Origin of the sequence: Brenneria izbisi (genome assembly GCF_025840185.1) — a bacterium.
Lineage (GTDB): Bacteria > Pseudomonadota > Gammaproteobacteria > Enterobacterales > Enterobacteriaceae > Brenneria > Brenneria izbisi.
Genome location: NZ_JAMPJU010000002.1, coordinates 279,711 through 293,797, shown reverse-complemented (window position 1 = coordinate 293,797; position 14,087 = coordinate 279,711). Strand labels below are relative to the sequence as shown.

The 14,087-nt window shown below is 53.3% G+C and carries 11 protein-coding genes; 4 read left to right on the top strand and 7 right to left on the bottom strand.

The features are described 5' to 3' along the window. Positions 1-37: 37 nt before the first annotated feature. Entirely contained in the window at positions 38-403 is a 366-nt protein-coding gene (locus NC856_RS04010) for a DUF4186 domain-containing protein (RefSeq protein ID WP_264089147.1), read from the bottom strand. A 211-nt stretch (positions 404-614) separates the two neighbouring features. Between NC856_RS04010 and pgl the strand changes: the two genes are divergently transcribed. Beyond that, entirely contained in the window at positions 615-1,613 is a 999-nt protein-coding gene (pgl, locus tag NC856_RS04005; protein WP_264089146.1) for a 6-phosphogluconolactonase, read from the top strand. A gap of 46 nt (positions 1,614-1,659) precedes the next feature. Here pgl and NC856_RS04000 read toward each other — a convergent pair whose 3' ends face one another. From NC856_RS04000 to metG, 6 genes are all read right to left on the bottom strand, one after another. Then, the gene (locus NC856_RS04000; protein ID WP_264089145.1) at positions 1,660-2,910 is read right to left on the bottom strand and encodes an LVIVD repeat-containing protein; all 1,251 of its coding nucleotides are present in this window, start codon (positions 2,908-2,910) and stop codon (positions 1,660-1,662) included. A 13-nt stretch (positions 2,911-2,923) separates the two neighbouring features. Further along, on the bottom strand, positions 2,924-4,000 hold the full coding sequence (locus NC856_RS03995) for a sugar ABC transporter substrate-binding protein (protein ID WP_264089144.1): 1,077 nt from the start codon (positions 3,998-4,000) through the stop codon (positions 2,924-2,926). A 273-nt stretch (positions 4,001-4,273) separates the two neighbouring features. Beyond that, positions 4,274-4,912: a formate dehydrogenase-N subunit gamma gene (gene fdnI, locus NC856_RS03990; protein WP_264089143.1), complete on the bottom strand. Its 639-nt coding sequence runs from the start codon at positions 4,910-4,912 to the stop codon at positions 4,274-4,276. Beyond that, on the bottom strand, positions 4,905-5,798 hold the full coding sequence (gene fdxH / locus NC856_RS03985) for a formate dehydrogenase subunit beta (RefSeq protein WP_264089142.1): 894 nt from the start codon (positions 5,796-5,798) through the stop codon (positions 4,905-4,907). The genes fdnI and fdxH overlap by 8 nt, the downstream gene beginning before the upstream one ends. Positions 5,799-5,810: 12 nt before the next feature. Beyond that, the gene (gene fdnG, locus NC856_RS03980) at positions 5,811-8,858 is read right to left on the bottom strand and encodes a formate dehydrogenase-N subunit alpha (protein WP_264089141.1); all 3,048 of its coding nucleotides are present in this window, start codon (positions 8,856-8,858) and stop codon (positions 5,811-5,813) included. A 298-nt stretch (positions 8,859-9,156) separates the two neighbouring features. Next, positions 9,157-11,184 carry a methionine--tRNA ligase gene (gene metG / locus NC856_RS03975; RefSeq protein ID WP_264089140.1) on the bottom strand — a complete coding sequence of 676 codons (2,028 nt, stop codon included), beginning with the start codon at positions 11,182-11,184 and terminating at the stop codon, positions 9,157-9,159. Positions 11,185-11,393: 209 nt separating this feature from the next. Between metG and apbC the strand changes: the two genes are divergently transcribed. The 3 genes from apbC (at position 11,394) to dcd (ending at position 14,045) form a co-directional block, all read left to right on the top strand. Beyond that, positions 11,394-12,503, top strand: a complete 1,110-nt coding sequence (gene apbC / locus NC856_RS03970) for an iron-sulfur cluster carrier protein ApbC (protein ID WP_264089139.1) — start codon at positions 11,394-11,396, stop codon at positions 12,501-12,503. A 257-nt stretch (positions 12,504-12,760) separates the two neighbouring features. After that, positions 12,761-13,402, top strand: a complete 642-nt coding sequence (udk, locus tag NC856_RS03965; RefSeq protein ID WP_264089138.1) for a uridine kinase — start codon at positions 12,761-12,763, stop codon at positions 13,400-13,402. Between the two features lie 61 nt (positions 13,403-13,463). Then, complete coding sequence (dcd, locus tag NC856_RS03960) at positions 13,464-14,045, top strand: dCTP deaminase (RefSeq protein ID WP_264089137.1); 582 nt, start codon at positions 13,464-13,466, stop codon at positions 14,043-14,045. The last annotated feature ends 42 nt before the right edge of the window (positions 14,046-14,087 follow it).

Here is a 14,087-nt window from a genome sequence, read left to right as displayed (position 1 = left end):
ATTTCGTCGTTTCCTATGGATAGCTTGCTGAGCGCCATTATTGCCGTGAATTCAGCAAATCGTTTTCGATCCAATGCAGAATAACGCTAACGATATAACGCTGTTCGTCATCGTTCAGCGGACGATGCTGGTGGATGTCGTGCCATTTTTCCAGACATCCCCGACAGCAGGTGGCGGTCGCATGCTGAGCGATGAAGACCGGATGGCCGCGCATGGGCGTCTGTTTGCCGTCGTTGGCGGGCTCTGCCGGGGCCAGTCTGCGGGCGACGAAGTCGGCGGCGTGCGACGCAATACATTCCTTGCCTTTATTAAAGCAGTAGTCGCGCTCTTTGGCGCCCAGATGAAAACGCTGGCGGAAGCGGGAGCGTGACAGCCGTAAAAACAGCGCTTCAAGTGTTGTCATAACTCAGAATCAGTATGGTTAATGGCAGATGAGATAAGACGAGACTGCCGTGGTAAATGAATAGTAGCTTCGCTACGTGTCTGTAGCATAAAGTGATTGCTGGTTATGGTACATCGTAAGTCAGGTTGCGCAAAATGTGACTGACAGAGACGATTCTCTATCATTAGCGTATCCCTGAGCAGTAAAATTCGCATGAATTAAGGAGAGCACGATGCAGCAAGTGGTTTATGTCGCCAGCCCGGAAAGTCAGCAAATTCACGTATGGCAACTCGGCGTGGACGGGAATTTGACCTTATTGCAGGTTGTGGATGTGCCTGGACAGGTGCAGCCGATGACCATTGCGCCGGATAAACGCCATCTGTACGTGGGGGTTCGTCCTGAGTTTCGGGTTATCAGTTACCGTATTGATGAGCAAGGTCTGTTGACTGACGCTGGCGTTGCAACATTGCCGGGGAGTCCGACGCATCTTTCCACCGATCTTGATGGTCGTTTCCTGTTCAGCGCGTCCTATAGCGGCGCTTGCGTCAGCGTGAGTCCCATTGGCAAGGATGGCATCGTCGGTGAGCCGATCCAGCAGTTGCATGGATTGGAAGGCTGCCACTCAACCAATATCGATCCGGCCAATACGGTGGTCTGGGCGCCTTGCCTGAAAGAAGATCGCATTCGTTTATATGATTTGGGGGCCACCGGCGAACTGAGCGAACACGCTCAGCCGGAAATAACCACGGCGGCGGGTGCGGGGCCGCGCCATATGGTATTCCATCCCAACCAGCGTTACGCCTATTGCATTAATGAACTGGACAGTTCAGTGGACGTTTATCAACTCGACGCGGCGGACGGTCAATTGCAGAAAATCCAGACCGTTGGGGCGATGCCAGCCGATTTTGCCGATACGTGTTGGTCGGCGGACATCCACATCACGCCTGATGGCCGTTTTCTGTATACCTGTGATCGCACGGCCAGTCTGCTGAGTATTTTCCAGCTTTCCACAGATGGCGGCACCTTGTCTTTAACCGGCCATCAACCCACGGAAACACAACCGCGTGGCTTCAATATCGACCATAATGGCGCGTTCCTGATCGCCGCCGGACAGAAATCACAGCACATCGAAGTGTATCGTATTGATGGTGCCAAAGGCGCGCTGCAACCGTTGGCGCGTTATGCCGTTGGACAAGGGCCGATGTGGGTGAGTGTTTTGGCGTTGGATTAAGCGTTCAATGTCAGCCCCGCCACGGGTGCGGGGCTGAAGATGTGTTTTAACCGCGATACTCAATGATCGACAGGCCCGCGTTGTAATCGGTGCTGTAGATGATACCTTGCGCATCCACAAAAACATCGCAGGACTGAATAATCCGCGGTCTGCCGGGGCGCTTATCCACCATTTTTTGCGGCGCAGCAGGCACCAGCGCGCCAGTCTCTTTCGGCTGATAAGGATTGCTGATATCGTAAACCCGGACACCGGCGTTTTGGTAGGTGGCGAAAATCAGTGATGAACTGATAAAGCTGCCGGGACGGTTCTCGTGCAGATTGTGCGGGCCGAAATGCGCGCCTTTTTGCACATAATCGATTTCATCAGGCTGCGGGAACGTCGAAATACTGACCGGATTACGCGGCTCGCGAATATCGAATACCCAGATCAATTTTTCCCCATCTTCCTGATTATCCAACACAGCCTCATCGAGCACGATCAGCAAATCCCGGTCAGGGAGCGGCAACGCGGTATGGGTTCCGCCGCCAAAAGGCGGGCTCCAGTTACGGTGACTGAGAAGTCGGGGCTGGCTGCGATCGCTGACATCCAACAGCGTCAGCCCGCCATCACGCCAGCTACCGTAGGCGATATCGCCGTTAATGATGGCATGGTGAAGCGCGTAGCGTTTTCCTTCCGGCCAGTTGGCTTTTTCCCCGCCGGCAGTATGCATGCCGGGTAGCCAATAGCGTCCGGCAACCTGCGGATGTTGCGGATCAGCCAGATCAATGGTCAGAAAAATATAATCGCTGTAGCCGTCCAGTAGCGCTGAAACATAGGCCCAGCGACCACCGACATACCAGATGCGGTGAATGCCGATGCCGTCCAGCGACAGGAAACTGATTTCACGCGGTTTGTCCGGTATGGAAATATCAAAAATACGCAGCCCGGCGCTCCAGCTTCTGTTCTGTGCTTTGGTGCTCACCGTTTCCGCGACAGAGCGGGTGTAATACACTTTTTCTTCGGCGAAGCTGGCATCGGCAAACAAGTCTCTGGCATTAACGACCAACAGCAGGTCGTCGTGCGTTTGCAAATGTATGCTCCAGGTTCCGGGCGGTGCGGCGATAAACCCGGCGGGTTTTGGGTTTTTGGGATCGCGCACGTCAACAATCGATACGCCTTGTGAAACCATATGCCCGATATACGCATAGCCACGGTGAACCATCACCTGTACGCCATCGGGTCTGCCGCCCTGATCGCTATGTCCAATCAGCCGCATATTGCGGCTGTAATCAGGGGTTGGCAGGGGACTTGACGCCATAAGTTAACTCCTGTTATTCAGCCTGTTTCGCTGCCAGTGTAGCAAACCAGGGCGCAATAAAGTCATCTGTCTGGCCCCAGCCAGGAATGATTTTGCTCAGGCTGGCAACGTTCACCGGGCCAGGCTGACTGGCTAGCAAGGCTTGCGGAATGGCGGCGGCCCGGAACTCGTAAGTCGCGGGCGTCGGCTCGCCGGCAATTTTGTTAGCGATTAAACGCAGGTTTATTTTTCCGATCAGCTTGGGGTCCACCGCGACGCTGACTTTCCACGGGCTATTGGCTTCCCTCATCAGTTGCAGATCCTGATTGGAAATATCGATGCTGTAGAGTTTGACCTCGGTACGACCATTTTCTTTCAGCGCTTTATAAGCTCCCTGACTGAATGCGTCCCATGAACTCCAGATGGCATCGATTTTTCCTTTCGGATACTTGGCCAGCACCGCGCCGACTTTATTGGCGGTATCGCCCTGCACATCGGAAGACACCGCGCCGATGGATTCCAACTCCCTGATGCCGGGGTTGGCTTTCAGAATTTGCTGATAGGCGGTCTGACGACGCTCCATCGGCGGGAAACCGGCGACCCACAGTTTGATGATATTGGCTTGACCGTTGAAATCTTTCACCAGTTGGCCGAGCGATTCATTGGTTAGCGAGGCGTCATCTTGCTGGGTGACCGTCACGCCGGGAATATCGCCTTTGACGGCGGTATCAAACACCGATACCGCAATGCCGCTGGCAACGATACGTTTGATCAGGTCGGTGGAGTAGGGATCGCGCCCCTGAGAAAGAATGATGCCGTCATATTTCTGACTGATAGCCTGATTAACGAAATCCTGAAAACGCGCGTCGTCGCCATTACTCAGAAACGTACTGACTTTGAAGCCCAGTTTTTTGCCTTCTTCAATTACTCCTGAGACAAACTGTGTGGTGTTGTCGTCAGAACCCAGATTACGAATGATCGCGATTCGTACCGGCCCCTCGTGCTGCGCCAGCGCGGTTGGAATCGGTGCAATGGCGGCGCTCTGATTGGCGAAGACCGGCAGGGCGGCAACCAGGCTCAGCGCGAACAGCGCGGGGGGAAATTTTTTCATTTGTTTGCTCCATGATGTTCAAAAATAGGTGATATTTCGAAAAAATTGAATTCTGTGCCGTCAGTGTTTAACGACTTTATAGCTATCTTTATGTCTGGATGTCTATTCAAAAATAACAATGCATCATAACGGCTAAGCGCGCATGGCGGAATGGGGGGCGTTATGACTTTTGGGTTTAAGTTATAACGTTTGGTTTGCAGGGGATGTGAAGCTGGAAAATGCCCGCGTTACACAACGTGGGCACAGTGGAAAATAATGGCAGAGGATAATGAATTACTTCTGCGTTTTTTTGCCTTCTTTCAGGCTGCGTGCCCAGCGCGGATGGTGTTTCTGCGCCCATTGTTCGGAGACTTTGCCTTCAATCATGCCTTTGATGGAGCCCCTGACCCAGAATGCCATATACATGTGGATCAGGATGGCGTGGATCAACACGATAGCGGCCACGGCATGAATCAGAATAGCGTAACGCACGATATCAATCGGAAACAGATGGGCGAAATAGGGCCGCCACATGATGATGCCGGTAATCAGCAGCACCAACGTCAGCCCCATAATGCTCCAGAACATCATCTTCTGACCTGGGTTGTATTTGCCCACGTCCGCGACTTCATGCTCATTGCCTTTCAGCACCTCAATGATATTCAGGAACCACGGCAGATCGCGCAATTTCGGGATGTTATGACCGACGAAACGGATAAACATCGGGATCAGGCAGATGACAATCAACACGCCGAAAAAAGGGTGCATAATGCGCCCCATTTGCGGCGTACCGAAGGTCTGCGTCAGCCACTGCAAGGTCGGGAAAAACAGAGCGATGCCAGACAAGGCGACCAGGAAAAAGCTGATCACTACAATCCAATGACAGATACGGTCAATGAATTTGGTGCGAACAATCATTTTCTGCTTACTCATGTTTGTCTTCTCCCTCATTTTCGTGCGCCATTTCTTCGGTGTTAGGGCCAATACCGACATAATGGAACATCAACCCGGCAAATGTGGCGACAAACCCCAGCGCGGATAACGGTTTCAGAATGCCTTTCCACAGGTTGACCGGCGTGGAAATTTGTGGATTGTCAGGCAGGTTGTGATACAGCGATGGCCGGTCGGCATGATGCAGAACATACATCACGTGCGTGCCGCCGACGCCTTGCGGATCGTAAAGACCGGCATGGTTGTAGCCGCGTTTTTTCAGATCGACAAGGCGTTGTTCCGCCAGATGTTTCATTTCTTCCTTGGTGCCGAAATGAATCGCGCCGGTCGGACAGGTTTTCACACAGGCGGGCTCTTGCCCGACGCTGACCCGATCGACGCACAACGTGCATTTGTAAACACGATTATCGTCTTTATTCAGACGCGGAATATTGAACGGACAGCCCGCGATGCAATAGCCGCAGCCGATACAGTGCTCGGACTGAAAATCCACGATGCCGTTGGCATACTGGATCACGGCGCCGGCAGATGGACAGGCTTTCAGGCAGCCGGGATCGCTGCAATGCATACAACCGTCTTTGCGGATCAACCATTCCAGACGGTCATTTTCTTCGATCTCGGAAAAGCGCATCAGCGTCCAGGACTTGGCGCTCAGGTCAGCCGGGTTGTCATAAACGCCGGTGTTGTGACCCACTTCGTCACGAATATCGTTCCATTCTGAACAGGCGACCTGACAGGCTTTACAACCAATACAGGTGGTTACGTCGATAAGTTTGGCGACTTCGCTTTTATCGCTGCGTACTTGGGGCGGCGGCGTAAAGCTATTGGTGGCCGAACGTTTAATAATATCTTGTGATGGCATTGACATGGTTGGCTACCCTTACACCTTTTCTACATTAACCAAAAACGCTTTGTACTCAGGCGTTTGTGAATTAGCGTCACCGACGCTGGGGGTGAGTGTGTTAGCCAGAAAACCTTTGCGGGTTGCGCCTTCGAAGCCCCAGTGACAGGGGATGCCAATGGTTTCCACCGTAAGGCCCGCGATTTGCAACGTCTTAATGCGCTTGGTCACCACCGCTTTGGCCTTGATGTAGCCGCGCTGACAAGAGACTCTGACTTCGTCCCCGGCTTTGATGCCTTTGCTTTGTGCCAGATGTTCGCCGATTTCGATAAATTGCTCCGGCTGCACGATGGCATTCAGCCGTGCATGTTTAGTCCAGTGACGGAATAACTCGGTAATGGAGTAAGTTGTTGCCACATAAGGAAAGTCTTTTGCCGAACCCATGGTTTTCGCGTCGCGGGCAAACAGGCGCGCTGCGGGGTTTGAAATCACCGATGGGTGCAGCGGGTTGCTGCCGATTGGGGTTTCAACCGGTTCGTAATGTTCAGGGAAGGGGCCATCCACCAGTTTGTCCAGGGAGAACAAACGCGCAAGGCCTTCCGGCAGCATGATAAACGGCCCGGTATCTTTACCCGGCGGCACCGTGCTGGCGAAATCCGGCACATCAATCCCTTTCCACTGCTGGCCGTTCCATTCCATCAGCTTACGTTTGGCGTTCCACGGTTTACCGTGCAGATCCGCTGAGGCGCGGTTGTACAAAATACGGCGGTTTTGCGGCCATGCCCACGACCAGTTTGGCGTACAACCCAAACCCGCATCCGCATTATCGCGTTTATCCATCTGATTGCCGGCTTCGGTCCAGCTACCGGCGTAAATCCAGCAGAAGCTGGCGGTGGTGCCGTCATCGCGTAGTTGCGAGAAATCCGCAATCTGCTGACCTTTCTTCAGGATCAGTTTGCCGCTGTCGTCATAAAGATCCGCCAGCGCCATGCCGTTGGCTTCACGCGCCACCTCTTCCGGCTGCGGATCTTGCGGGTTCTGATAATTCCAGTTGATATTCATCAGCGGATCCGGGTAAACGCCGCCTTCTTCCCGGTAAAGCTCGCGCAAGCGCAACAGCAATTTACCCAGGATTTTTCCATCGTGCAGCGCTTCTCCCGGCGGTTCAGCCGCCGCCCAGTGCCATTGCAACCAACGACCGGAGTTGGCGATAGATCCGTTTTCTTCAGCAAAGCAAGAAGAGGGCAAACGGAAGACTTCCGTCTGGATGGCTTTGGTCTCGACGTCATTGAATTCGCCGTGGTTTTGCCAGAAATTGGACGTTTCCGTCGCCAGCGGATCGATGGTTACCATGAACTTGAGTTTGGACAGCGCCTGCGTCGCCTTATTCTTGTTGGCGAACGCGGCGACGGGGTTAAAGCCCTGAACGATATAGCCGTTCATTTTGCCGTCCATCATCAGTTCGGTCTGCACCATGATGTCGTAACTGCGATCCCATTTGGGCAACCAGTCATAACCCCAGTCGTTGGCGGCTTGCGCATTGTCGCCATAGAAGCTCTTCATCATGCTGATAAAGAATTTCGGCGTGTTTTTCCAGTAGTTAACCTGTTCCGGCAGCAGTGCGTCGGGGGTGATTTGTCCCAGATAGGTTTTCAGGTCAGTCTGCTTTTCGGACGGCAACGGCATATAGCCGGGCAGATTGGTGGTCAACAAACCCAGATCGGTATACCCCTGAATGTTGGAGTGGCCACGCAGCGCGTTGATGCCGCCGCCGGACATGCCTATGTTGCCCAGCAGCAACTGGATAATCGCCGCCGCGCGAATAATCTGGGCGCCGTTAGTATGGTGCGTCCAGCCGAGCGCATACATGAACGTGGCGGTTTTGTCGGGGACGCTGGTTTCCGCTAGCGTGCGACAGATTTCCGCATAATCCTGCGCCGACGTGCCGCACAGTGACGTCACCATTTCCGGCGTATAACGTTCAACGTGTTTTTTCAGCAGATTCCATACGCAGCGCGGGTGCGACAAGGTGGTGTCGCGTTTGGCGAAGCCTGATGCATCCAGTTCATATTGCCAACTGGATTTGTCGTACTGGCGCGTCTGTTCGTCATAGCCGCTGAACAGACCTTCATCGAAACTGAAATCGTCACGCACGATCAGGCTGGCGCTGGTGTAAGAAACGACATATTCACGATGGATATTGTTATGCGTGATGAGATAGTTAACGATGCCGAGCAGGAAAGCGGCGTCGGAACCGGCGCGTATCGGCGCATACAGATCGGCCACCGCCGCCGAGCGGTTGAAACGCGGATCAACCACAATCAGTTTCGCATTGTTATGGGTTTTGGCTTCAACCGCCCATTTAAAGCCCACGGGATGGGCCTCCGCCGGGTTTCCGCCCATGACAATCACCACATCGGCGTTTTTGATATCAACCCAGTTATTGGTCATGGCGCCACGGCCAAAAGTCGGCGCCAAAGCCGCAACCGTCGGTCCGTGGCACAGCCGCGCCTGACAGTCGATGGCGACCATGCCCAGCGCACGGGTAAATTTCTGGTCGAGAATGCCGGTTTCATTGCTGGCGGCGGAGGAACACAGCATGCCGGTCGTCAACCAGCGGTTTACCACTGCGCCTTTGGCGTTGGTGCGTTCGAAGTTGGCGTCGCGGTCAGCTTTCATCAGGCGGGCGATGCGGTCAATGGCTTCGTCCCAACTGATGCGTTGCCAGGTGTCGGAACCTGGCGCGCGATATTCGGGGTATTGCAGACGGTTTTCGCTGTGAATGTAGTCCACCAGACCCGCGCCTTTCGGACACAACGAACCACGGCTGACAGGGTGATCGGCATCGCCTTCAATATGGAAAATAGCGGGTTTGGCGTTTTTAGCGCCGTCTCCCAGGCTATACATCAGGACGCCGCAGCCAACAGAACAATAAGTGCAGTTGTTACGCGTTTCTTTGGCTCGTAACAACTTATATTGACGTACTGATGCCATTGCTTCCGTGGGAGTGAAACCCAATACCGCGAGGGTGGTGCCCGCCATGCCGCCCGCGCAAACTTTAAAGAAACCTCTTCGATTCAGTTGCATTAGTTTCCCTGTTTTATTATGTATCATTTTTGTTGCGGGCAATTTAACAACACATAATTTGTGGGTTTTGCGCCAAATCAAAAAGTAATTATTTAAAACACCTTTTCACCCGATGACTGATATGGATTATGTGCGCTGTATCACATTGTATATAGCGTCGGGTTGTGTGATTGTTAAATTGAGGTTGAATGATGTAACGCGCCGCATACGGAATGAAACGAAAAATTGCGGAGAAACGGGCGAGGAGAAACGGGATAATAGCAGGCCGAACCACGGTTCGGCCTGAGAGAGAAGGAAATTATTTGACTTGCATGCCTGGCTGAGCGCCGCTATCCGGGCTCAGCAGGAAAATATCTTTACCGCCCGGACCCGCGGCCATCACCATGCCTTCCGACACGCCAAAACGCATTTTGCGCGGCGCAAGGTTGGCGACCATTACCGTCAGACGACCAACCAGTTGGCTCGGATCAGGATACGCCGCACGAATACCGGAGAAGACCTGACGCGTTTCGCCTCCCAGATCCAGCGTCAGGCGCAGCAACTTATCCGATCCCTCAACCTGTTCCGCTTGCTTGATCAGCGCGATACGCATATCCACTTTGTCAAAGTCATCAAACTTGATCGCTTCTTGTATCGGGTTATCCGCCAGCGGGCCGGAAACGGCTTGGGTTTGGATCATATCTTCTTTGGACGCATCGACCATGGCATTGACTTTATCCAGATCGATGCGGTTGAAAAGCGCTTTGAAGGTATTGACCTGATGGCCGAGCAACGGCGCGGCGATGTCATCCCAACGCAGTTCCTGATTCAGAAACGCTTCCGCTCGCTGCGCCAGCGCCGGCAATACTGGCTTCAGGTAGGTCATCAGCACCCGGAACAGGTTGATGCCCATGGAACAGATTGCCTGGAGATCGTCGTCCCGTCCTTCTTCCCTGGCCACTACCCACGGGGCTTGCTCATCAACGTAACGGTTTGCCAGATCAGCCAGCGCCATAATTTCACGGATCGCTTTGCCAGATTCACGATTGCCGTAAGCGTCGGCAATGCTTTTTGCGGCATCGGTAAATGTTTTGTACAACGCGGCGTCAGCCAGCTTATCGGCCAGCTTGCCGTCAAAACGCTTGCTGATGAAGCCAGCATTCCGTGATGCAAGATTGACCAGTTTATTGACGATATCGGCATTCACCCGCTGAACAAAATCTTCCAGATTGAGGTCGATGTCATCAATGCGCGCAGAGAGTTTCGCTGCGTAGTAATAACGCAGGCAGTCCGCATCCAGATGTTGCAGATAAGTTCCGGCTTTGATGAAGGTGCCGCGTGACTTGGACATCTTGGCGCCGTTAACTGTCACATAGCCGTGAACAAACAGGTTGGTGGGTTTACGGAAACCGCTGCCTTCAAGCATGGCCGGCCAGAACAGGCTGTGGAAATAGACGATATCCTTACCGATGAAATGATATAGATCGGTCGTGGAATCCTTGCGCCAAAATTCATCAAAACTCAGATCGCCACGTTTGTCGCACAGGTTTTTGAAGGAACCCATGTAGCCGATTGGCGCATCCAGCCAGACGTAGAAATATTTGCCCGGCGCGTCAGGCACTTCGAAACCGAAATAAGGCGCATCGCGGGTGATGTCCCACTGTTGCAGACCGGCGTCAAACCATTCCTGCATTTTGTTGGCCACCTGTTCCTGCAACGCGCCGGAACGTGTCCAGGCTTGCAGCATCTCGCTGAAAGCTGGCAAATCAAAGAAGAAGTGCTCGGATTCGCGCATCACCGGCGTAGCGCCGGACACCGCGGATTTGGGATCGATCAGTTCCGTCGGGCTATAGGTGGCGCCACAGACTTCGCAGTTATCGCCGTACTGATCGGCCGCTTTACATTTCGGGCAGGTGCCCTTCACAAAGCGGTCTGGCAGGAACATGCCTTTTTCCGGATCGTAAAGCTGCGAGATGGTGCGGTTTTTAATAAAACCGTTCTCTTTCAGACGACCGTAAATCAGCGCGGACAACTCGCGGTTCTCTTCACTGTGCGTGGAGTGATAATTGTCATAGCTGATGTGGAAACCGGCGAAGTCCTGCTGATGTTCCTGACTCATTGCCGCGATCATTTCTTCTGGCGCGATCCCCATCTGCTGAGCTTTCAGCATAATCGGCGTGCCATGGGCATCGTCTGCACAGATAAAATGAACCTGGTTGCCGCGCATTCGCTGGTAACGAACCCAGATATCCGCCTGAATGTGTTCAAGCATATGACCGAGGTGGATCGAACCATTAGCATAAGGCAGCGCGCACGTTACCAATATTTTCTTTGCGACTTGAGTCATGAGGAACTTGCTTTCTTTTGTGATAGAGGGAAAACGATGTTAACCGATAGCGGCTTGCGGCGTAAACCGCTGCCTTGACTAAAACCTCTCTGGGTGGTGATTGAATATCGTCATTCGGGTTTTTCACCATCAAGGACGCCAGCCCGCCCGCCTTCTGGTATGCTGTAACGGTTTTTATCGGTTAATAATCAGAATTTCAAGGAGCCGGAATGAACTCAAAACTCCCCGAACAACGTCCTGAAGCATTGCGTGCCATGGTCAGCGGGGTTCTTTCTACTTTTCAGCACCCGACGCTGAAAAATAATCTGACCACCCTGAATGCCTTGCACCATTGCGCGCTATTGGACGAGGTGTTGCATATCGAGTTGACCATGCCGTTTGCTTGGCTGAGCGGATTGGCAGCATTAAAAGAAACGGTCAGCGCTGAACTGATGACTCTGTCCGGGGCGAAAGTCATTGAGTGGCGTCTGACGCACAATATCGCCACAATGCGCCGGGTGAACGATCAGACTGGCGTGAAGGGCGTGAAGAACATTATTGCGGTTAGCTCCGGTAAGGGCGGTGTCGGTAAATCCAGCACGGCGGTCAATATGGCGCTGGCGCTGGCCGCGGAAGGCGCCAATGTCGGTATTCTGGATGCCGATATCTACGGACCTTCGATCCCAACTATGCTGGGCGCGGCGAGTGAGCGCCCAACGTCGCCGGATGGTCAGCATATGGCGCCGATTATGGCGCACGGTCTGGCAACCAACTCGATTGGGTATCTGGTGACGGACGATAATGCCATGGTGTGGCGCGGGCCGATGGCCAGCAAAGCATTACTGCAACTGTTGCAGGATACGCTCTGGCCGGAACTGGATTATCTGGTGCTGGATATGCCGCCGGGAACCGGCGACATTCAGTTGACGCTGGCGCAGAATATTCCGGTGACCGGCGCCGTGGTGGTGACCACGCCGCAAGATATCGCCCTGATGGATGCGATGAAAGGCATTGCGATGTTTGAAAAAGTCAGCGTGCCGGTCTTGGGTATCGTCGAGAATATGAGCGTTCACATCTGTAGTCATTGTGGTCATCTGGAGCCGATCTTCGGTACTGGCGGCGCACAGAAACTGGCGGAAAAATATCACTGCGCTTTGCTGGGGCAACTGCCGCTGCATATCTCGTTGCGCGAAGATCTGGATCGCGGCGAACCGACGGTAGTCAGCCATCCTGACAGCGAATTCACGTCGTTATACCGTGAACTGGCGGGGCAGGTCGCCGCACAGCTTTACTGGCAAGGACAAGTGATCCCCACCGAGATTTCTTTCCGCGCGGTGTAGCCTCAGACACTATGGTAGTTGGCGGCGCGACAAACATTTATTGTTTTCGCCGCCTCCGTTGCCCTTTATTCATTTTCTTTGTTCGCCGTCCAGCGGGATAGCGCGCATACTGAACCCAACATTGTCGTTGTGCGTCGATGTTCCGCCTCAGTGTGAAAGGCTGGCGCGAACTGCGCTAACTCCCTATAATTGCGCGACAAAGCGCCTGCTGGCGTGTTTCCCCTCTTTTTATTATTGTTAATCAGGTCGTTAATACCATGACTGAGCAGTCTCACCAGTGTGTCATTATCGGGATTTCGGGGGCCTCGGCTTCCGGTAAAAGTCTTATTTCCAGTACGTTGTACCGTGAGTTGCGCGATCAGGTCGGTGACGAACATATTGGTGTGATACCTGAAGACAGCTACTACAAAGATCAAAGTCATCTGACGATGGAAGAGCGGGTAAAAACCAATTATGACCACCCAAGTTCGATGGATCACAGCCTGTTGCTGACGCATCTGCAAATGCTGAAAGCGGGGCAGGCGATAGAGCTTCCTCTCTATAGTTATGTTGAACATACCCGCAAGCAGGAAACGATTCATCTGGAACCGAAGAAAGTCATTATTCTTGAAGGTATTTTGCTGTTGACGGATGCCCGTCTGCGCGATGAGATGAATTTTTCCATTTTTGTCGATACCCCGCTGGATATCTGCCTGTTGCGCCGGATGCGCCGCGATGTGAATGAGCGTGGACGTTCGATGGATTCCGTGATGGAGCAGTACCAGAAAACGGTGCGTCCCATGTTTCTGCAATTCATCGAACCATCCAAACAGTACGCCGATATCATTGTCCCGCGCGGCGGAAAAAACCGTATCGCGATCGATATTCTGAAAGCCAAGTTAAGTCAGTTCTTTGAGTAAACCGGTGGGTTGAATAAGTGAGGGGGATTTTCCCCAATGCCGATGTCGAATGGAGAAGAAAATGAGACTGTGTGATCGTGACATTGAAGCCTGGCTGGATGATGGCCGGTTGGTGATTACGCCCCGCCCGCCGACGGAAAGAATTAATGGCGCAACAGTGGATGTCCGTTTGGGAAATCAGTTTCGGGTATTCAGAGGCCATACCGCGGCCTATATTGATCTAAGCGGCCCGAAGGATGAGGTCAGCGCGGCATTGGATCGCGTGATGAGCGATGAGATTAATTTACCGGAAGGCGAAGCGTTTTTTCTTCATCCGGGAGAGTTGGCGCTGGCGGTGACGTTTGAGTCGGTTACCTTGCCGGATAATCTGGTGGGATGGCTGGATGGTCGCTCCTCGCTGGCGCGTCTGGGATTGATGGTCCATGTGACCGCACATCGTATTGATCCCGGTTGGCAAGGAAGAATTGTGCTGGAGTTCTATAATTCAGGTAAGTTGCCGTTGGCGTTGCGCCCTGGAATGATGATCGGCGCGTTGAGCTTCGAACCGTTATCAGGCCCGGCTGCGCGTCCTTACAATCGTCGGCAGGACGCCAAATATAAAGATCAGCAGGGCGCTGTCGCAAGCCGGATTGATAAAGACTAAATTGCCGGCAGGCCTGTTGACTATGCGGATTACAATGAGGAT